This is a genomic window from Pseudomonas sp. H11T01 (genome assembly GCF_048515765.1).
GTDB lineage: Bacteria > Pseudomonadota > Gammaproteobacteria > Pseudomonadales > Pseudomonadaceae > Aquipseudomonas.
The window spans coordinates 195,141-214,607 of the sequence record NZ_JBLYED010000009.1; the positions used below are offsets into that span (position 1 = coordinate 195,141).

A 19,467-nucleotide genomic window follows, 5' to 3' on the forward strand; every position below is an offset into this window, starting at 1 on the left:
AGGCAATGGGTTCTTTCAAGCAAACCGCGTACACCGGATTGGCGAGGACTTCGTCCTCGAACGCAGCCTCGCAGGCTCGGCAGCTGCTACGATGCGCGTAACACAGCACGCTTATTGCCGCTGATTCTTCCGGTCTAGAGGGGTGACGAGCTATTTAGGCTTGTGCATACTGGCCAACCTTTTTAGCCCATTTCGAGGAATCGCCCATGTTTAAAGTCAACGAGTACTTCGACGGCACCGTCAAGTCGATTGCCTTCGGAACCACTGAAGGTCCGGCCACCATCGGCGTCATGGCACCGGGCGAATACGAATTCGGCACCAGCCAACGGGAAATCATGCACGTAGTCTCCGGTGCACTGACCGTCAAACTGCCGGAAAGCAGCGACTGGGAAACTTTCCCCGCCGGCAGCCAGTTCAATGTCCCGGCCAACAGCAAGTTCCAGCTGAAGGTCACCGTCGACACCGCTTATCTGTGCGAATACCGCGGCTAAACCCGACCTGAACCCCAGGTTTTACCGTGAAAACAAAAATGCCCGTATCTTGCGATACGGGCATTTTTCATTTTGGGCCGTTCATTCGAGAACGGTCACCGACATGCCGACTTCGAGCCGGCCATTGCCGTCATTGACCAGGTTCTGGCCGAACATCGCACCCTCCTCTTGAGCCCGGTATTTTTGAAGGGTGGCCAAGGGTTCACGATCAGCACTGCGCTCGCCGGTCTGTGGATCGATGGTGGTGAGGATGCAGCGTGAGCAAGGCTTGACCACGCGGAACTCGACATCGCCGATGCGCACCCGCTTCCAGCCGTCTTCGGCAAAGGCTTCACTGCCTTCGATCACCAGATTGGGGCGAAAACGCAGCATTTCCAGCGGGCGACCGACGCGGCTCGACAAATCGTCCAGCGAAGCCTGGCCGATCAACAGCAGCGGAAAACCGTCGGCAAAACCCACTCGATCATCATCCTTGCCATAGCCCGCCTGAGTGGTCCGAGCACGCTCGACCGGCACTTGCACCAGCCGCGTGGGTTTGCCAATGAACTCACTCAGCCAGGCACCCGCCTCGTCGCCGGCATCCGGAACTCGCAAGGTGTCGCGCCAGATGGTCACGCCGCGCAGCTCGGCTTCGTTGGTGGGTAAAGGGACATCGATGGGCGAACGACCGGGGGCGCTGAGGGTCAGGCCGCCAGCGGCATTCCACAAGGCCGAGAGCTGGCTCATTTCCGGCACCGCACGCTGGGTCAGGAAACGCCCGCTGGCCTCATCCACCAACATCCAGCGTCGATCTCCGTCCAGCCCCAGTTTATCCAGGGTGATGTGTTGCAACGGTTCGCCCTTGCCGGACTTGAGTGGGTAACGATAAAGCGCGCTAAGACGCAGCATGAGCCAGCTCCCTGTTGGGTCAAAACGCCACCCTATACGAGCTTGATCGTCGAATCAAAGGCAGACGTGAAGTCTGCCTATTGTCAGGTCATCAGGCAGGAACTTCGTCCAGCATCAAGCGTTGGCGGACCACGTCGACCAGTTTGTCTGGCTGGAATTTGGACAGGAAGTTGTCGCAACCGACCTTCTTCACCATCGAATCGTTGAAGCTGCCGGACAACGACGTGTGCAAGACCACATACAAACCGCGCAGGCGCGGATCGTTACGGATTTCAGTGGTCAGGCGATAGCCGTCCATCTCTGGCATTTCCGCATCGGTGAAGATCATCAGCAGCTTGTCGGTCATGACCACACCGGTGTCGGCCCAGGCCTTGAGCATGTTCAGCGCCTTCAGGCCGTCGCTGGCGATGTGCATTTTCACCCCAAGCTGACCCAGGGTGTCGCGCAACTGCGACAAAGCCACCTTGGAATCATCGACCAACAGCATTTCGCGACCGCGAGCGCGCGCAAGCAACGGGTCATCGAGCTTGTCGCGGGACACCTTGGCGTTGTACGGCACGATTTCGGCCAGTACTTTTTCCACATCGATGATCTCGACCAGTTGATCATCGACCTTGCTGATGGCAGTCAGGTAATGCTGGCGACCGGCACTGGTCGGCGGTGGCAGAATCGCTTCCCAGTTCATGTTAACGATACGATCGACGCCACCCACCAGGAACGCCTGCACCGAACGGTTGTATTCGGTCACGATGATGGTGCTGTTGGGGCCCGGCACCAACGGCCGCATGCCGATCGCCTGAGACAGGTCAATCACCGGCAGCGTCTGGCCCCGCAGATTGACCACGCCGCAAACAAACGGATGGCGCTGAGGCATCAGCGTCAACTTGGGCAACTGCAGCACTTCCTGCACCTTGAAGACGTTGATTGCAAAAAGCTGCCGACCGGCCAGGCGGAACATGAGAATTTCCAGGCGATTCTCACCCACCAGCTGCGTGCGTTGATCTACCGTGTCGAGAATGCCAGCCATTAATGACTCCTGGGCGTGTTCTGATGAATTCACTAAAGAGAGTTATCGGCGGATTTCGCCGGATCTTGACCCTTAAGCAAAATGCCATGCAAGGTCATTGATGCCACATTGACATCATGCTTTACTGGCTTCGTCATTCAATCCGCTGCACTGCCCATCGCGCGACCCCGGTTTCTGCGCAAGGTTCCCTTGTCTAAGGGAATCCCCTAGTGACAATCAGGTCCGACCTGATATTCGCAATATCTAATAGCCATTAATGTGACGCCATTCTCACTGCATGAATGGAGTCAGGCATTTGTTTGTAATCGCAGGACCGTGGTTAGGCGCCCTCTCGAATTTCCGAGCCTGCGCCATCAGAGCCCTGCACCTAGCTATCTTCGGCCAGTTCAACATTGCCCGTCCGGCTTCGCGCAGTGATGCATCGAGAATGAACAGGGTGTTTATTTCAGGTCATCAACAATCAGAAACAGACTACAGACACCTATTACACGTCAGCATTAACTTATGGTCGTTCGCCACACGCGAAACTCCCCCACCTGACATGACGCTGTGGAGAAAAGCATGCTGAACGACGGAAAAGAGTGGTATCAGCGACTTCCCGAGTTTCTCCTCGAAGCCGAGACGCTACTGGCCAAGTCAGAAGAATGCCTGAGTCATCTGCAGTTGATCAAAAATGACAAGGACGCCATCGATTGCATGCTGAGTACCCTGCTCAAGCTTGCCAACAAGGCTGATGTGCTGGCGATTCAGGCGGTTTCCGAATTCTCGCGGCACATTCACAGTTTGCTAAGCCTAGCGCAAAACCATATGGACCTGCACGATCAGGCCCTGGATGCCCTGAAAGACTGCCTCACCTTGATGGCCTGGCAACTCGAGCTCATCGACATTAATACCGGCAAGCTCTGTCTGGATGACAGTGAACAAGTCTCTCTGATCAACGCATTTGCCTTCCAGGTAGGCCAGAGTCACTCTCGTGCACTCTATAATCCCAAGCCGTTTACGTTGGTTTCTCTCGCAGATAACCAGGTGTGACGGCATAAAAAATCCGGATATTTATTGCCGAAGGATCGCTCTACAACTTGAGCATTACCCGGCAATGTCGCCATTGAATACTTCATATCCAATACCGACAAACACAACTTCCTGGCTACGCACTTCCTCATGCCGAGTCTTTAGTAAATACCCGCTAAAACCGGGTATCGGTGTCCAAAAAAACCTTGAATTCCTGACGTTTTGGACCTCTATCCAGAACGCGACCAACGGTATCTTAGGTGGTACCATGCCGGCCACTAGCTGACGTTTAATAACGCCGTGATTCCAGATCGGCTCCAGATCTGGAGTCAGTACAAGGCTCATTACAGACGAACAGATTGCACCCATTTGAAGCTAACCATTCAAACAGCACCCTTTTCCAGACAGGGGCCCGTCAGCCGCCAGGACCGGTCCAACCGCAGCGAACATTTATTGGCTCCATCCGCTATGTACGCTAGCCTCAAGTCATTCATCGCCTGGCCACCCTCTCGAAAAAACGCGCGCCAGTTCAGCCTGTTGCTGTGTATCTGCTCCGCCATCGGCAGCCTGCTGATTTACGTCCAGTCCAGCACATTACCCTTGAGCCTGCTGGCGCTGAATCTGGCAGCGCTGACCAGCGTCTGGGTTCAGCATCGTCACTCGCTGAAGTCGATCAGGTTTCAGCCCCAGGAATTGGCCGACCGACTGTTGGAAGTTCAGGAAAACGAACGTCATCGGCTCAGTCGCGAACTGCATGACGACATCGGCCAACTGCTGACCGCGGCAAAACTTCAAAGCGAATGGCTAAAACGACGCCTGCCCGAAGACTTGCAAGGCCAATGCGCCCTACTCTGCGACACGCTGGAAGAAACGCTGACAAAAGTCCGCGATGTATCGGCCATTCTTAACCCCAGGCAGTTGGCGAGCCTTGGGCTGGAAGCCAGTTTGCGCGCGCATTTGCTCAAGACCCTGGCCAATACTGCGGTGCACTGGAGCCTGGAATGCCAGCAACGCTTGACCGGCATTCCGGAAGAGATGGCGGTTGCGGCCTTTCGGATCACTCAGGAAGCCATCACCAATATGCTGCGCCACGCCCAAGCGACGAATTTGCTGATACGCCTGCAACGTCTGCCCGAAGGCCTGGCACTGTTCATCAGTGACGATGGAGCAGGATTTTCTCCGGCCCTGAATCCGGGTCAGGAAGGTCAACGCGGAATGGCGGGTATGTCGGAGCGGATCGATCAATTGGGCGGCACCTTGACCGTCACCAGCGAGCCCGGCAAAGGCACTCAGATCGAAGCATTGTTCCCTTGGGCGCCCCGTGCCCTTGAACGAGCCAGTACCCATAAGGTTTTACATTGACCTGTAATTTACTTCTGGTGGATGACCACTCGCTCATCAGGGCTGGCGTACGCGCACTGGTCCTGGACATTCCCGGCTACGACGTGATCGGTGAAGCCAGCGATGGCGCACAGCTGCTGGAGATGGTTGAGAAACTGTGCCCGGATATCATCCTTCTGGATATTTCCATGAAACACACCGGCGGTCTTGAGGCATTGCAGAGGCTCAAAGCGGTACGTCCGCAGAGCAAGGTGCTGATCCTGTCCATGCACACTGACCCCGCGCTGATCATGCAGGCGTTGGAGTCAGGCGCTCATGGCTACCTGCTCAAGGACACCACAGCCAACGAGCTCGAACATGCGCTTGAGGCGTTGCGCAATAACGAGCGTTACCTGAGCCCGGCCATCGCCCATACGGTGATTACCCAGGCGCTGACCCGTGTCCAGAGAACCCAGTCCGAACAAGCACAAACCTACAACCTGACTGCACGCCAGCTTGAGATTTTGCGGCTGATCGTCCGGGGGAAATCCACCCGGGAAATCGCCAACGGCCTGGGTCTGAGCATCAAGACGGTCGAAACCCATCGCTCGCAGATCATGAAACGCTTGCAGATCTACGACGTCGCGGGCCTGGTACTGTTTGCCGTACGCGAGCAGATAATCAGCCTCGATGATTAACCGATTCTTGATCCCCCAAGCAGGGGTGAGTCTGACGCAAGATGGACCCGCAACGCGGCCGGACGAATCGAAAAGCGCAGGTTGTCGCCCTGCATGGGCTCGCCATCAAGGTTGATGTACAAGCCTTCCGAGACCTTGATTTCGACCCAAGGCAGGCGCGCCCGCACGAACATGTTGTCGATACCCAAGCCACCTGTCAGCAGATCCCTCAGGGTACCTACCACTTCCCGCGGCGCCGGCAGAATGCTGATATCAAGCAAACCGTCATCGGCCAATGCGTCCGGACACAACAATTGACCGCCACCGGCCTGCCTGCCGTTGCCAATGCCCAGCGCCAGAAGATCACCTTGCCAATGAAAATCCGGCCCATGCAGTTCGCCATAGGCCGCATGCAGCTCATTGAAACGCGATAATCCGGTGAACAGATAAGCCGCGCCACCGAGAATATTCTTCAAATCTTCGGAGGTATTGGCCGTGACCTGACTGCCAAATCCGCCTGTGGCCATATTCAGGAAAACCTGACCATCGACCTCACCCAAGTCAATTGCCCGGGCAGGCACATCGAGCATTTGCAAAGCCTCTTGCGGGACCAGTGACACACCCGCAGCGCGAGCAAAATCGTTGGCGGTGCCCAACGGCAGGAGCACCAGGCTAGCGTCACTGGCGTTCAGGGCTATCGCCTCGGCAATATCGCGCAAGGTGCCATCGCCGCCTCCAGCAATCAGCTGTGTAAAACCCGCTGCGAGCGCCTCATCGACAAGACGTTGAGCATCGCCTGTCTCCCACGTCAGGCGCACCGCCAACTCCCAACCTTCTGCTCGCTTGATTTTTACGGCTTCTCGCACCTCCTCGTTGAGTGCCTGTTTGCCATGCAAAATCAACAGTGCCTTGCGCTCACTCATCAATCATCTCTCCATTCATTGGAAGGGCATTGAAAGATGTTGACCCGTTCCGGTCGAAAAAAAGCCCGACACCAACAGAATTAATTCGAATCGGCATGCCTTCGGCCACGGAAAATGGCCGGTAACCGGCGGCGTAGGGCCATTAGTGACGAAGCAGCTACACCCGCCAGTAACCTTTCTGACTGCACACGGCGAATCGGCTTAATTGACCTGAGAGAGGCAATCGAAGAACGTTCGTAAGCCATTGTTTTTCGGGCGAACGACGTCTCACACAAGGAAGTGCATTGACATGAACAATGAGAGGTTTTTTTCTGGTAACGCTAAATCCGTCAAGAGCAAGCTCGCCTGCTCGGGTATAACAGCAGCGATGCTGGTGCTGATTGCTCTCCTGGCCTGGATTTCCAACAGCCGTTTCGGCCAACTTCTGCAGGTGCTGATTCAGTAGCCCGCACCAGACGGGCTGAGGCGCACATTCCCCTTGTAGCAGCTGCCGAAGGCGGCGTTCGAGTGCGTAGCGCTCGCAAAATGACAGAGTTCGTCCTTTCAGGAGGACCGCAATCGCCTATTTGCGACCGCTACGCGCCCGAACGCAGGCTTCGCCAGCTGCTACGGCAAGGCTCACCCCAGCACTTCACTCAACGGAATGAAGTTCACCCAGTCGCCCTCAACCAGCGTGCATTCCTCCAGCACTTCGACCAGGCCTTCGGCCCAGGCCGCGCTGCGCAATACCCCAGAGCTCTGATTTCTATAGATGATTGCTCGCCCTTGCTCAAGGCGCCCCCGCAGGTACTCTCGACGATTACCCGGCTTGGGCCAGACAAACCCTGCGGGCACCTGAAACTGCAGCGGCCGCACCGCCTCCACGCCCTGACGGCGCAGCAGATAAGGCCGGGCCAGCAAGGCAAACGTCACAAGGGTCGATGCAGGATTGCCCGGCAACCCGATCACCGGCACGCCCCGGAAGTGTCCGCAAGTCAGCGGTTTTCCAGGCTTGATAGCGAGTTTCCACAGTGCCAGTTCACCTTCTTCACGCAGGGCGATGCCGAGGAAATCCGCTTCTCCCACCGACACGCCGCCCGTGGAAAGGATCAGGTCAACATCGGCCAACTCGGCGAGTCGGTGGCGGGTGGTCGGCAGATCATCAGGCAAGATCCCGGCATCAATCACTTCACAACCCAGGCGCTGCAACCAGCTGCACAGCAACACGCGATTACTGTTGTAAATCTGCCCTGGCCCAAGCGGTTGCCCTGGCTCGATCAACTCGTCGCCGGTGGACAGCACTGCCACCCGCACCCGGCGAATCACATTCAACTGCGCGCAGCCCAGAGAAGCCGCCAAACCCTGCTCAATTGGCCCCAAGCGAGTGCCCGCCGACAACACCACTTCACCAACGGTGGTTTCCTGGCCTTGTGGGCGAATATTCTGTCCGGCGTGCAACGTCTCGGTGAAGCGCACCCGGCCATCGGCCAACACTTCAGCGTTCTCCTGCATCTCGACGCAGTCGGCGCCGGCAGGCACGGGAGCGCCGGTGAAGATTCTCGCACAGGTGCCAGGCGCCAAAGGCTCTGGCGCTTGACCCGCGAATATCCGCTGGCTGACGGCCAGTGCTTCGCCGTTCCAGTCAGCAACGCGCAGGGCATAGCCATCCATCGCACTGTTAGGCCAGGGCGGCAGATCCAGGGTCGAAATCAAATCGTCAGCCAACACGCGGCCTTGAACCTGCGCCAACGGCAGTTGCTCGCACTCGCGAATCGGCGCGGCTTCAGCCATTGCCAGCAAGCGGGCCAACGCGACCTCGACCGGCATCAAGGCTCCAGTCTTGCCCGGCTTACCCACGGGATTCACAGGGTTCGGCCTGTTTCAGATGAGGAACGAAGTTGCATGGCCGATGCCGTGAGTCCAGTTGCTCGGCAAGGATCCCGTCCCAGCCGGTGCGAACAGCATTGGTCGAACCTGGCAGGCAGCACACCAACGTGCCATTCGCCAATCCGGCCAGGGCCCGGGACTGCACAGTCGAGGTGCCGATGTCCGCGACCGAAATCTGCCGGAACAGCTCACCGAAACCATCGACCTGTTTATCGAGCAGGCAACTGACGGCTTCCGGAGTGCTATCGCGGCCGGTAAACCCGGTACCACCGGTGATCAGCACCACCTGTACGACGTCTTCGGCTATCCAGGTCGCGACTTGCGCACGGATTTTGTAAAGGTCATCTTTAAGCAGAACCCGTGCGGCCAGGTTATGGCCAGCGGCGCTCAGACGGTCGACGAAGACCTGTCCGGACGTATCGGTTTCCAGGGTGCGGGTGTCACTGACAGTCAACACCGCGATGTTCAAGGGTGCAAAAGGCACATCAGCCTTGGCTTTCATAGGCTCGATCCAGTTGTAGGAGAAACAGCCCGGTGTTATATCACAGCGCCCCATTTTGCTGCCTCTGCGGAGACGCGCCATGAACTCGAACACTCAGCTGTCGCCATGCTCCATTCTGCTCCTGGCGGGCGGACGTGGCCAACGCATGGGCGGTCAGGATAAAGGACTACTGGAGTGGCAAGGCCAACCATTGATTGCTCATCTGCACCGCAAGACCCGTGGCTTGAGTGACGACTTGATCATCTCCTGCAACCGCAATCAGGAGAAGTACGCGGCGTTCGCCGACCAACTGGTCCAGGACGACCACGCAGACTTCCCCGGCCCATTGGCCGGCATTCGCGCCGGGCTGGCGGTGGCTCGACATACTCATCTGATGGTATTGCCCTGCGACGTACCGCAAATCGATGCCAGCCTGCTCAACGCTATGCGAGAAGCCGCCAGTCAGCATCCAGACAAACCGTTGATGGTCCGTCAGGGGGAGCACTGGGAACCGCTGCTGTGTGTCATCCCGACGGCACTTGCAGCGGCTTTCGAAAGCGCTTGGGCGCAAGGTGAACGCAGCCCGGGGAGAGTCATGCGCAAGCTAGGTGCCGTGGCGTTGCAATGTCCCGAAAATGATCAACGCCTGGCTAACCTCAATACCCCTGAACTGCTAAGCCAACATAACCCCGTGCCAGAAAGACACTAGCCAAGGAACTTGCCCGCGCGGTATACGTCTGAAGACCAGTAATCAAAAGAATTCATTTCGGAGAACACAATGACTCAACGGACCCTCGCCACTCTGATGCTTGCACTGGGCCTCGCCACTCTCGCCGGCTGCGCATCGCCTGCTGTGATCACCCTGAATGATGGTCGCGAAATCCAGTCCGTCGACACGCCTAGATTCGATAAAGACTCGGGCTTCTACGAGTTCGAACAGCTGGACGGTAAAGAAACCCGCATCAACAAAGATCAGGTTCGTACTGTTAAAGATCTGTAAGCCGAACGGCTACAGGCAAATACAGATAAGCCCGCCTTGTGTGGGTTTTATCGTTTTTACTGGGGAAAAAATCCCGATCAGTGCCTGAAAAATCCGGCGCAACGGCGTCCCGGACTCACCACTGCAAGGTGATTTCGCTGTCGAAATGACGCTCCAGCCCCGTCAACGGGTCGATAAAGCGCAAACCTTGAGCCAGCAGCTTCAGCGGGTTGGCATAGTCATCCTCGGCCCCCTTCAGGACATCGGGATAAAACGGGTCATTGCAGATACCCGCCCCCAACGCACTCATGTGTACCCGCAACTGGTGCTTCTTGCCTGTAACGGGAGACAACGCGTAGCGCCAAAGCTCGCCGTTTTTCTCGCTGACCGCGACAGCGGTTTCGGTGTTGCTGACGCCTGGGCCTTCCTGCATGCGGAAGAAGGGTTCGCCATCGACCAGTCGGCTTTTGTGCACCAGCGGAAATGACAGCTCAGGCAACGCTCGGGCGATAGCCTCGTAGCGCTTCTCGATTTTGCGGGTAGGGAACAACGACTGATAAGCCGAACGGCTTTCGGGGTTAGCCGAAAACAATACAAGCCCCGCCGTATGCCGATCTATTCGATGCAATGGCACCAGATGCGGGTTGTCCAGGCGACGGATCAGGCGTCGCAGCAAGGTCTGTTCGACATACTCACCTGCCGGGGTGACTGGCAGAAAGTGTGGTTTGTCGGCTACGACCAGATGTTCATCGGCATAGAGAATCGACTCCAGCACCGGGATCGGCTTTTCGTCAGGTACCTCACGAAAATAATGTATCCGCAGGCCTTCCTTGTAAGGCAAGCCAACGGCAATCGCCACGCCGTTCCCGTCAAGCACACGCCCACGAGCGATCCGGTCCAGCCACTGCTCGCGGTCGATGGCGCTGAAGTGTTCACACAGACATTCGAGCACGGTCGACCATGAGCCCGGAGGCAAATACAAGGTGCTCGCTTGATTGTGTGCAGCGCTAAAAGATGACGTAGACATACAGGGGCTCGGGCCATTGGTGCAGGTCGGCATTATCCAACAAGGACCCGGGCGAGCCTAGGAGAGATTGCGTCACAGACAACTCACGGCCATCAGGCAGGCTGCGCCGCTGCTTCGGTAAACTCTTTGAGCCAGCGCAGCACATCGACAGCCTCCCAGCGAGCGGGATCATAAAGCGCGTACAGCAAACCTTGGTAACCCACGACATCCAGCTGGCGGTGGTAACCGGCACGCTGAAACAAGGCTTCGATTTCGGCGAAGCAGGTATTGAAATGCAACTTGTTGAAGGGGGTTTTGCCTTCGGTGACCAGCCCAACCAGACGCAATTCGAGTACGGCCTCGCGGACGACGTCAGCGGACATCCGGTTCACGCTGCCCTTCAATTGTTCGACATTGACCATGGTAGATCCTTCTGTTTTCTTGATTCGCCAGGAGAGAGACATGGCAGAACACTCGATAGCTGTATAGACATACAGTAACCGAATGTTACGTCTCTCGCCAACGGATTACAGAAGGAGCGACAAGCGGGGGAGCCTGTCGCTAACGCAGAAAGGCCACGACCTGCTCGGAATCGAAGGGCCAATCCAGTTCGGCACCGGTATCTATGCGTCGCAGGACCGGAATACGTAACGAGTAGCTGTCGAAGAAGGCTTCGTCTTCGGCAATGTCGACCAGCTCTACCACCAAACCGTGCTCGACCAACGGCATGACTTCGGCTTCGGCAAGTTCACAGAGATGGCAACCAAGGGTACCGAACAGCTGGCATTCAGAAGGCATGACACACAGACCAACAAGGAATAGGCGTTCATTCTAGGCCCGACAGGAAAACTCGTCGAGCCAATGGATATTCTTGCCCGTACATAGCCAGCAATGGCCAACATCAGACAGCTCCACAAAAGAATGACGTAAATCATTCTCCCTCAGAGCCAATTGCGCGATGCTCGCAGCCTTTTTGCCTCTACGCTCTGTTATTCCAAGCCCCCCTGACCGGAGACTTCCGTGTTTGAAAATTTGTTGATCATCCTTGCCTCGTCACTGGTGGTGATTGCGCTGTTCCGGCGCCTGCAACTGCCACCGGTGTTGGGCTATTTGTGCGTCGGCCTGTTGGTGGGGCCAATGGCATTCGACTGGGTGAACGACAGCGAAGCACTACCGGATCTGGCTGAGTTGGGCGTGGTCTTCCTGCTGTTTTCCCTGGGACTTGAGTTCTCCCTGTCGAAAATGCTCGCGTTGCGTCGCGTGGTATTCGGCCTGGGCAGCCAGCAGGTGCTGGTTTCAGGTGTACTGCTGGGGGGCGTGTTATTGCTGCTTGGCGTGTCGAACACCTCGGCCTTGTTGCTCGGGGCTGGCCTGGCATTGTCCTCGACCGCCATCGTCAGTAAAGAATTGACCAGTCTGGGTGAGATTTTCAGCAGCCACGGCCAGAATGCAATCGGTGTGCTGTTGTTCCAGGATGTGGTCGCGGTGCTCTTGCTGACTCTGGTTCCCGTGTTTGCCGGCAGCAGTGACCAGGCCTGGTATTGGGCATTACCGGTCACTCTGGGCAAAACCGTCGTACTGTTTGTCGGCCTGTTGTTGGCCAGTCGCTGGCTGCTGCCGCGGCTGTTCCATGAGGTCGCGGCTTCCCACTCCGCCGAATTGTTCGTCCTGCTGGCATTGGTCATCGTCCTGCTGACAGCCTGGTTGACTCACCTGCTTGGCCTCTCCCCTGCCCTTGGCGCCTTCCTCGCTGGCATGCTGCTTGGGGAAAGCCATTACCGGCATCAGATCGAAGCCGATATACGGCCCTTCCGTGACATTTTGCTGGGGCTGTTCTTCGTCAGCATCGGCATGTTGATCGACCTGCAGTTGTTCGCCAAGCATGCGCTACTCATCCTCGGGCTGACGCTGGCGTTGTTGCTGATCAAGGGCGTGGTGGTGGCGGCTCTGGTCAAGTGGCGTGGCAGCGACGGCGAAACAGCCTGGCGCAGCGGACTGGCATTGGCTCAAGGCGGTGAGTTCTGCTTCGCGCTCATGGCGCAGATGCAACAGAGCAAACTGATGCCTGCCGACATCGGTGGTCTGCTGCTGGCGGCAACGTTCTGTTCGATGCTGCTGACGCCACTGCTATTGCGCGCCGCCCCAGGCATCGCCGCCCGCTTGCACCGCAAACCCAATGAGGAGGCGAAACTGGAAGAGATCACCGAGCTCAATGCCCAGTTGCATGGGCATGTGGTGATTTGCGGTTATGGTCGCGTGGGCCAGTCCATCGGTCGCTTCCTGCGGCGTGAACAACAGCGATTCATTGCGCTGGATGACGACCCGGTGCGGGTCCAGGAAGCCGCGGCCGGTGAAAGCTGCGTGCATTATGGTGACTCCCGTCGCGGCGATCTGCTCGCCGCCGTCGGACTCGAACGGGCTCGGTTGCTGGTGATTGCCGTGGACAAAACCGACATCGCCTTGATCGTGCTCAAGGAGGCTCGCCGAATCAACGGTGAAGTGCCGATTCTGGTTCGGACCCGGGATGACAGCCTACTGGCAGAGTTGAAAGCCGCAGGCGCCAACGAGGTGGTCCCGGAGCTGCTCGAGTCAAGCCTGATGCTCGCTTCTCATGCGCTGATCATGCTAGGACTGCCCGAGCAACAGGTCCAGGCCAAAGTCAACGAAGTCCGGCACAACCGCTATCGCCTGCTGCATGGTTTTTATCACGGCGCACAGAGCAACCTGCTGGACAATCGGGGGCAGCCCAAAGTGCTGATGCACGCGGTGAATCTTGGCGCCGATGCCTACGCCTGCGGTCAATCATTAAGCCAACTGGCTCTGGACCAATTGGGCGTAGACATTCAGGCCGTGCAGCGCGGTGGCAACGAACTGGCGGTGGATAGCGCCACCCATTTGCACGCGGGTGACAAGGTACTGATGTCTGGCACATTGTCGGCCGTCGAAGCCTGCGAAGCGCGATTACTGGGCGGGTAGGAGCTGCCGCAGGCTGCGATCTTTTGGGGCACGCACAATCAATCCAGACTCACCGCGCCGATTTTGTGCACGGACAAATCAGCCCCGTAATACTCCTCTTCCTGGCTCAACCGCAGACCATGGAAGTATTTAATCGTGCCATACACCGCAAAGCCCCCGGCCAAGGCGACGACGACACCCAGAGAAGTCCCGATCAACTGACTGATCAGACTGACCCCACCCAGGCCGCCTAAAGCGCTCTGACCGAAAATGCCGCAAGCGATCCCGCCCCAGACACCGCACAACCCATGCAACGGCCAGACGCCGAGCACATCATCAATTTTCCATTTCCCCTGAGCCGCAGTGAAGCACCAAACGAACAACGCCCCGGCGATGACGCCGGTCACCAGAGCCCCAACCGGGTGCATCAGGTCGGAGCCCGCGCAAATCGCCACTAGCCCCGCCAATGGGCCGTTATGCAAAAAGCCAGGGTCATTGCGGCCGACAATCAGCGCCGCCATGGTGCCGCCGACCATCGCCATCAACGAGTTGACCGCGACCAACCCACTGACCCCTTGCAGGGTTTGCGCGCTCATCACGTTGAAGCCGAACCAACCGACAATCAGAATCCACGAACCCAACGCCAGAAACGGAATGCTCGACGGTGCAAACGCCACCAATCGTCCATCGCGGTAGCGGCCCTGCCGCGGCCCCAGCAACAGCACCGCCGCAAGCGCCAACCAACCGCCCATAGCGTGTACTACCACCGACCCTGCGAAGTCATGGAAACCCGCGCCAAAGCTCGCCAGCAACCAGGCTTGCAGGCCAAAATTACCGTTCCACACAATCCCTTCGAAGAAGGGGTAAATGAACGCCACGATCAGCGCCGTTGCACACAGCTGCGGGACGAATTTGGCGCGCTCGGCGATCCCCCCGGAGATGATCGCCGGGATGGCCGCGGCAAAGGTCAGCAGGAAGAAAAACTTCACCAGCCCATAGCCATGATCTGCGCTGATCACCGCCGCTGGCTGCATAAAGCTCACACCATAGGAAATCCAATAGCCTATAAAGAAATAGGCGAGGGTCGAAATGGCGAAATCGCTGAGGATCTTCGATAAAGCGTTGACCTGATTTTTTTGCCGGACCGTGCCCACTTCAAGGAAAGCGAAACCGGCATGCATGGCCAGAACCATGACCGCACCCATCAGAATGAACAGCGTATTGGAGCTATGGACCAGACTGTCCACAGCGCTTTGCAAATTTTCCATGGAGTTGGCAGACCTGAATGCAGGAAAAAGCACCAAAGCAGTTCAAAGACTCCTTTTGCGCACCAAATTAGCCCCCGCCTCAGTATCGGCTTTTATAGAGGTGAACCGTTTTGGCGCAGGAATCACGAACAGGCAAATTGCCGCTAGGGGTTTTTCGCGGGTTTTAATTTTTTAGGTTAAGGTTTTCATGGCTCGCGCCGCATTTACGCCCAGCTTCAGCGCAAAATCGCTCACCGACGCACCACGACAAAGCAAAAGCTGTACCAGGCAATTGCACTGAACCTTCCAGCAAGCCTCATACTCGAAACAATCAGAAGCCACCTACGGAGATAACCATGGCCAGCAAAACAGCAAAGACTGCTCAAGAAATACTGATGGCGGATTTTCAAACACTGGTCAATGACACCGAAAGATTGCTGGAGCACACCGCGACACTGGCCGGTGATCAAGCTGATGAATTGCGCTCCCAGATCCACGACAGCCTGTTGCGCGCCCGCGAAACCCTGCAACTGACCGAAGACTCCCTGCGCGAACGCAGCAAAGCAGCGGTCACTGCCACCGAAGATTACGTACAGGCCAACCCGTGGCAATCAGTGGGCATTGCCGCCGGCGTAGGCTTTCTGATCGGCCTGCTGGCGACGCGGCGTTAATATGGCTATTGGCGAATCTGGCTCATCCGACACGGGCCCAAGCTCCTCATCGCGGCGCCTGGGTGCCGCTTTCCTGGGTTTGTTGCACAGCCATGTCGAGTTGTTCGGCATCGAGTTACAAGAGCAAAAATCACGAACCCTAAGCCTGGTGCTATTCGCCGGGCTGGCACTGGTTTTTGCCTTGCTGCTGTTGGTCGGGCTCTCGGCATTGGTGCTGATTCTGCTCTGGGACACCTATCGCCTGGCCGGGATCATCGGCCTCTGTGTCTTCTATACGCTTGCCGCGCTGTTTTGCGCCCTGCGTTTGAAAGCAGCCATCTTCGACGAGTCATCACCCTTCAGTGCCACCCTTGAAGAATTGGCCAACGACAGGGAGCGCCTGCTGCCATGAGTCTGTCTGACATACCACAAAACAGTTCGCGGCGTGAAATGCGCAAGGCGCTGATTCGGCTGCGCATGGAAATGCACCGTCAGGAAATTCGCCACGAGTCCCAGAACCTGCTGCTGCCCTTGCAGCGCGTACGCGGGATGACGCAAGGCTGGCAGGAAGGCTTCGGCATCAAGCACGCGCCGCTCTGGGGCGTTGCCGCGGTGACCTTGCTGGGGTTTCTGACCGGTAGAGGAGCCAAGGGCGGTGGCGTCAGCAGCCTCACCCGGCTGGTCAGTCTCAGCACCAGCCTGTTGCCGCTGATCAAGCTGGTGATGCAAGGCTCCTCCCGTAAAAACTAGTCAGCCGCATCTGGCTACATTCTTTCCAAGCGCAGGGATCGAACCTCTTTGTCGAGAGGTTTGATCCTGTCTGTCAATTCTTCGACAACGGCCAGCGTTTACTGCTGATCGATATTGACGCTGCCGGGCTGTAGTTCCCCTTGCAGCGAGGTGCGCGAACCGGGAAGCTAGCAATTCAGTCACTTGACGGAGAGAACCAGCCTTGGATTGGCAAACCCTGCTTACCCGCGAACGACTCGGAAAGCCGTTGCACAGCCCGGAAGAACTCGGCCGCAGCCCTTTCCATAAAGACCACGACCGCATCATTTTCTCGGGTGCTTTCCGCCGCTTGGGCCGCAAGACCCAGGTGCATCCGGTTTCCAGCAACGATCATATCCATACGCGCCTGACCCACTCGCTGGAAGTCAGCTGCGTCGGTCGCTCATTGGGCATGCGGGTCGGAGAAACAATCCGCGGCACCCTGCCCGATTGGTGCGAACCCAGCGACCTGGGCATGGTGGTGCAGTCTGCCTGCCTGGCTCACGATATCGGCAACCCACCGTTCGGTCACTCGGGTGAGGATGCGATCCGCCATTGGTTCCAGCAAGCCGCCGGCCGTGGCTGGCTTGATGACATGAGCGATACCGAGCGCAACGACTTCCTCAACTTCGAGGGCAACGCCCAAGGTTTTCGAGTACTCACCCAGCTGGAATACCACCAGTTCGACGGCGGTACACGGCTGACCTACGCGACCCTCGGCACCTACCTGAAATACCCCTGGACTGCACGCCACGCCGATTCGCTGGGCTACAAGAAACACAAGTTCGGCTGCTATCAGAGTGAGTTGCCGCTGCTGGAGCAGATTGCTCATAAACTCGGCCTGCCTCAACTTGAAGAGCAACGATGGGCTCGTCATCCGCTGGTCTACCTGATGGAGGCTGCCGACGACATTTGTTACGCCTTGATCGACCTCGAGGATGGCCTGGAAATGGACTTGCTGGAATACGCCGAAGTCGAGTCCTTGCTACTTGGGCTGGTCGGTGATGACCTGCCGGAAACCTATCGCCAGCTCGGGCCGCAAGACTCCCGCCGACGCAAGCTGGCGATCCTGCGCGGCAAAGCAATCGAGCACCTGACCAATGCCGCCGCACGCGCCTTTGTTGAACAGCAGGATGCACTGTTGGCCGGCACTCTCCATGGCGACCTGGTCGAGCATATGCACGGTCCAGCCAAGCGTTGCGTGTTGAATGCCAAAGACATGGCACGCAAGAAAATCTTCCAGGACAAGCGCAAGACCTTGCATGAAATCGGGGCTTACACCACGTTGGAGATTCTGCTGAATGCCTTCTGCGGTGCCGCGCTGGAACAGCATGGTGGTCGCACGCCATCCTTCAAGAACCGACGTATCCTCGATCTGCTGGGCAACAATGCCCCCGACCCGAGCTGGTCTTTGCATTCTTCCTTCCTGCGCATGATCGATTTCATCGCAGGCATGACCGACAGTTACGCCAGCGAGATGGCACGAGAGATGACCGGACGCCCCAGGATCTGTTGACAGACCCTAACCCACAGTAAAACTTATCGGTCAGCCGTGTCAGATTCTCCCTCTGCGGCTGATCGAATTCTCCCAAAATCCGAGTACATCTCGGTACCTAGAGAATCCCCCTACACTCTGTCCAGAGCAAACTGATCGAACTGGTCTCGTATTCGCGGAATAATCGCCTACCGTCCTGTCGGACATAACGAACCGCCGGCATCGTCTTCTGACATTCAGTGAAGCAACCAAGACGCTGCACTTTCAGCCACGACCCTGGCCTTTAAACTCGACCAAGGTGAGTTCTTCTGCATGGAAACGATATGTTCAAACACGACGTGCGCATCCTGCTGGTGGAAGATCATCCATTTCAGCTAATGGCAACCCAATGTCTGCTTAACAGTTATGGCTTCCACCAACTGACCTCGGCCTACGATGCCGAGAGTGCATTGCGACTCATGCAACAGGCAAAAATGCCATTCGAAATTTTACTGTGTGACCAATGTTTACCAGACCTTCAGGGCCTTGAACTGATTGACCGCGCAAGCCGACAAGGGCTTATACAAAAAGCCATCATTTTGAGCAGCCTCACTTTGAATGAACTGGACGAACTGAAGAACCAGGCGAGCGAACGCGGCCTGCCACTACTTGGTTATTTGACCAAACCGCTAAACCACTGGGACCTGAAAACACTACTGATCTGCGCATAGCAAAAACCTCCCCACTCTTATTGGGCAATACACCTCCTCACAAAAGCTCACCAAAAAAAAAATCAACAACATGTATCTGCCCAACCAACCAAGAAATCAGCCACCTCTTAAGTAGGAATACTTACGAACACTCCGCGAAATAATACGCCACTTGAATTCACGCCCACTTACATATCATTTTAAATAAAGCCCCGCTGTCACCCAACCTAGTCCAAGCGTAATCCGCGGCCTTTTTTTATGTAGGACTTATCCTATATTACGCCTGCAAGCCAGTCAGTTCATGCGTGTGCACCCTTATCTGAGCTAAGGTGCGCGCTTTATTTGCGCTCGTATGGGATTTGATTATGAACTCAGTTTTTATTGTCGACGATCACCCCGTTATCCGCCTTGCACTCCGTATGTTGTTAGAACATGAAGGCTATAAAGTAGTCGGTGAAACTGATAATGGGGTTGATGCCATGCAAATGGTCCGGGAATGTATGCCGGACCTGATCATTCTCGACATCAGCATTCCTAAACTCGACGGCCTGGAAGTTCTCTCCCGCTTTAATGCGATGAATACACCCCTGAAGACGCTGGTCCTGACAGCACAATCGCCCTCTCTTTTTGCCATCCGCTGTATGCAATCCGGAGCATCCGGTTATGTCTGCAAGCAGGAAGACTTGAGCGAATTGCTAAGTGCCATCAAAGCAGTTCTTTCCGGCTACAACTACTTCCCCAGTCAGGCATTGAATCCTGTTCGCGGAGAGGGTGACGTAGCGATTGAATTAGACTTGTTTAAATCCGTCAACGACCGGGAGCTCATGGTACTGCAACTATTTGCTCAAGGCCGTACAAACAAGGAAATCGCCAAGGGAATGTTTCTCAGCAACAAAACCGTCAGCACTTACAAAAAAAGACTCATGCAAAAACTCAAAGCCAAGTCCTTGGTAGAGCTTATCGAGATGGCAAAACGTAACGCGCTAGTGTGAGA

General features: G+C 56.7%; 23 protein-coding genes. 14 read left to right on the forward strand and 9 right to left on the reverse strand.

What is annotated here, in order from left to right; genetic code table 11:
* Positions 1 to 206 precede the first annotated feature (206 nt).
* The gene (locus ACN1C3_RS14490) at positions 207 to 491 is read left to right on the forward strand and encodes a pyrimidine/purine nucleoside phosphorylase (RefSeq protein WP_419116491.1); all 285 of its coding nucleotides are present in this window, start codon (positions 207 to 209) and stop codon (positions 489 to 491) included.
* Between the two features lie 81 nt (positions 492 to 572).
* On the opposite strand, the gene ACN1C3_RS14495 is transcribed toward ACN1C3_RS14490, so the two are convergent.
* A complete protein-coding gene (locus ACN1C3_RS14495) occupies positions 573 to 1,379 on the reverse strand; it encodes an MOSC domain-containing protein (protein ID WP_419116492.1) in 807 nt (268 codons plus the stop codon).
* Positions 1,380 to 1,470: 91 nt separating this feature from the next.
* A complete protein-coding gene (locus ACN1C3_RS14500; RefSeq protein ID WP_419116493.1) occupies positions 1,471 to 2,406 on the reverse strand; it encodes a chemotaxis protein CheV in 936 nt (311 codons plus the stop codon).
* Between the two features lie 561 nt (positions 2,407 to 2,967).
* On the opposite strand from ACN1C3_RS14500, the gene ACN1C3_RS14505 reads away from it, so the two are divergent.
* From ACN1C3_RS14505 to ACN1C3_RS14515, 3 genes are all read left to right on the forward strand, one after another.
* A complete protein-coding gene (locus tag ACN1C3_RS14505) occupies positions 2,968 to 3,438 on the forward strand; it encodes a hypothetical protein (protein ID WP_419116494.1) in 471 nt (156 codons plus the stop codon).
* A gap of 447 nt (positions 3,439 to 3,885) precedes the next feature.
* Positions 3,886 to 4,779, forward strand: a complete 894-nt coding sequence (locus tag ACN1C3_RS14510; RefSeq protein ID WP_419116495.1) for a sensor histidine kinase — start codon at positions 3,886 to 3,888, stop codon at positions 4,777 to 4,779.
* Positions 4,776 to 5,435: a response regulator gene (locus ACN1C3_RS14515; protein ID WP_419116496.1), complete on the forward strand. Its 660-nt coding sequence runs from the start codon at positions 4,776 to 4,778 to the stop codon at positions 5,433 to 5,435. Before ACN1C3_RS14510 ends, ACN1C3_RS14515 begins: the two co-directional genes overlap by 4 nt.
* Here ACN1C3_RS14515 and yegS read toward each other — a convergent pair.
* Positions 5,432 to 6,337, reverse strand: a complete 906-nt coding sequence (yegS, locus tag ACN1C3_RS14520) for a lipid kinase YegS (protein WP_419116497.1) — start codon at positions 6,335 to 6,337, stop codon at positions 5,432 to 5,434. The two genes, ACN1C3_RS14515 and yegS, sit on opposite strands and share 4 nt — an antisense overlap.
* A gap of 289 nt (positions 6,338 to 6,626) precedes the next feature.
* On the opposite strand from yegS, the gene ACN1C3_RS14525 reads away from it, so the two are divergent.
* Positions 6,627 to 6,782 (forward strand): hypothetical protein, encoded by a 156-nt coding sequence (locus ACN1C3_RS14525; protein WP_419116498.1) that lies wholly within the window; start codon positions 6,627 to 6,629, stop codon positions 6,780 to 6,782.
* A gap of 173 nt (positions 6,783 to 6,955) precedes the next feature.
* On the opposite strand, the gene glp is transcribed toward ACN1C3_RS14525, so the two are convergent.
* Both glp and moaB read right to left on the reverse strand, forming a co-directional pair.
* Complete coding sequence (gene glp, locus ACN1C3_RS14530) at positions 6,956 to 8,143, reverse strand: gephyrin-like molybdotransferase Glp (protein ID WP_419116499.1); 1,188 nt, start codon at positions 8,141 to 8,143, stop codon at positions 6,956 to 6,958.
* 22 nt (positions 8,144 to 8,165) lie between these two features.
* Complete coding sequence (gene moaB / locus ACN1C3_RS14535; RefSeq protein WP_419116500.1) at positions 8,166 to 8,705, reverse strand: molybdenum cofactor biosynthesis protein B; 540 nt, start codon at positions 8,703 to 8,705, stop codon at positions 8,166 to 8,168.
* Between the two features lie 79 nt (positions 8,706 to 8,784).
* Here moaB and mobA point away from each other — a divergent pair, with 79 nt between their 5' ends.
* Both mobA and ACN1C3_RS14545 read left to right on the forward strand, forming a co-directional pair.
* Positions 8,785 to 9,393 (forward strand): molybdenum cofactor guanylyltransferase MobA, encoded by a 609-nt coding sequence (gene mobA, locus ACN1C3_RS14540; protein WP_419116501.1) that lies wholly within the window; start codon positions 8,785 to 8,787, stop codon positions 9,391 to 9,393.
* Between the two features lie 69 nt (positions 9,394 to 9,462).
* Positions 9,463 to 9,684 carry a YgdI/YgdR family lipoprotein gene (locus ACN1C3_RS14545; RefSeq protein ID WP_419116502.1) on the forward strand — a complete coding sequence of 74 codons (222 nt, stop codon included), beginning with the start codon at positions 9,463 to 9,465 and terminating at the stop codon, positions 9,682 to 9,684.
* A gap of 115 nt (positions 9,685 to 9,799) precedes the next feature.
* On the opposite strand, the gene ACN1C3_RS14550 is transcribed toward ACN1C3_RS14545, so the two are convergent.
* From ACN1C3_RS14550 to ACN1C3_RS14560, 3 genes are all read right to left on the reverse strand, one after another.
* The gene (locus ACN1C3_RS14550) at positions 9,800 to 10,690 is read right to left on the reverse strand and encodes a pseudouridine synthase (protein WP_419116503.1); all 891 of its coding nucleotides are present in this window, start codon (positions 10,688 to 10,690) and stop codon (positions 9,800 to 9,802) included.
* A 92-nt stretch (positions 10,691 to 10,782) separates the two neighbouring features.
* Complete coding sequence (locus ACN1C3_RS14555) at positions 10,783 to 11,091, reverse strand: transcriptional regulator (RefSeq protein WP_419116504.1); 309 nt, start codon at positions 11,089 to 11,091, stop codon at positions 10,783 to 10,785.
* Between the two features lie 139 nt (positions 11,092 to 11,230).
* Positions 11,231 to 11,467 carry a glutaredoxin family protein gene (locus tag ACN1C3_RS14560; protein WP_419116505.1) on the reverse strand — a complete coding sequence of 79 codons (237 nt, stop codon included), beginning with the start codon at positions 11,465 to 11,467 and terminating at the stop codon, positions 11,231 to 11,233.
* Positions 11,468 to 11,689: 222 nt separating this feature from the next.
* On the opposite strand from ACN1C3_RS14560, the gene ACN1C3_RS14565 reads away from it, so the two are divergent.
* Positions 11,690 to 13,645 (forward strand): monovalent cation:proton antiporter-2 (CPA2) family protein, encoded by a 1,956-nt coding sequence (locus ACN1C3_RS14565; protein WP_419116506.1) that lies wholly within the window; start codon positions 11,690 to 11,692, stop codon positions 13,643 to 13,645.
* Between the two features lie 38 nt (positions 13,646 to 13,683).
* Here the strand turns inward: ACN1C3_RS14565 and ACN1C3_RS14570 are convergent, their stop codons facing one another.
* Entirely contained in the window at positions 13,684 to 14,892 is a 1,209-nt protein-coding gene (locus ACN1C3_RS14570) for an ammonium transporter (protein WP_419116507.1), read from the reverse strand.
* A gap of 335 nt (positions 14,893 to 15,227) precedes the next feature.
* Between ACN1C3_RS14570 and ACN1C3_RS14575 the strand changes: the two genes are divergently transcribed.
* From ACN1C3_RS14575 to ACN1C3_RS14600, 6 genes are all read left to right on the forward strand, one after another.
* Complete coding sequence (locus ACN1C3_RS14575; protein WP_419116508.1) at positions 15,228 to 15,542, forward strand: DUF883 family protein; 315 nt, start codon at positions 15,228 to 15,230, stop codon at positions 15,540 to 15,542.
* 1 nt (position 15,543) lies between these two features.
* A complete protein-coding gene (locus ACN1C3_RS14580) occupies positions 15,544 to 15,933 on the forward strand; it encodes a phage holin family protein (RefSeq protein ID WP_419116509.1) in 390 nt (129 codons plus the stop codon).
* Positions 15,930 to 16,271, forward strand: coding sequence for a hypothetical protein (locus ACN1C3_RS14585; protein ID WP_419116510.1), 342 nt, complete (start codon positions 15,930 to 15,932; stop codon positions 16,269 to 16,271). The genes ACN1C3_RS14580 and ACN1C3_RS14585 overlap by 4 nt, the downstream gene beginning before the upstream one ends.
* Positions 16,272 to 16,473: 202 nt before the next feature.
* Positions 16,474 to 17,805: a deoxyguanosinetriphosphate triphosphohydrolase gene (locus ACN1C3_RS14590; RefSeq protein ID WP_419116511.1), complete on the forward strand. Its 1,332-nt coding sequence runs from the start codon at positions 16,474 to 16,476 to the stop codon at positions 17,803 to 17,805.
* Positions 17,806 to 18,107: 302 nt separating this feature from the next.
* Positions 18,108 to 18,494 carry a response regulator transcription factor gene (locus tag ACN1C3_RS14595; RefSeq protein WP_419116512.1) on the forward strand — a complete coding sequence of 129 codons (387 nt, stop codon included), beginning with the start codon at positions 18,108 to 18,110 and terminating at the stop codon, positions 18,492 to 18,494.
* Positions 18,495 to 18,838: 344 nt separating this feature from the next.
* Entirely contained in the window at positions 18,839 to 19,465 is a 627-nt protein-coding gene (locus tag ACN1C3_RS14600) for a response regulator (protein WP_419116513.1), read from the forward strand.
* The last annotated feature ends 2 nt before the right edge of the window (positions 19,466 to 19,467 follow it).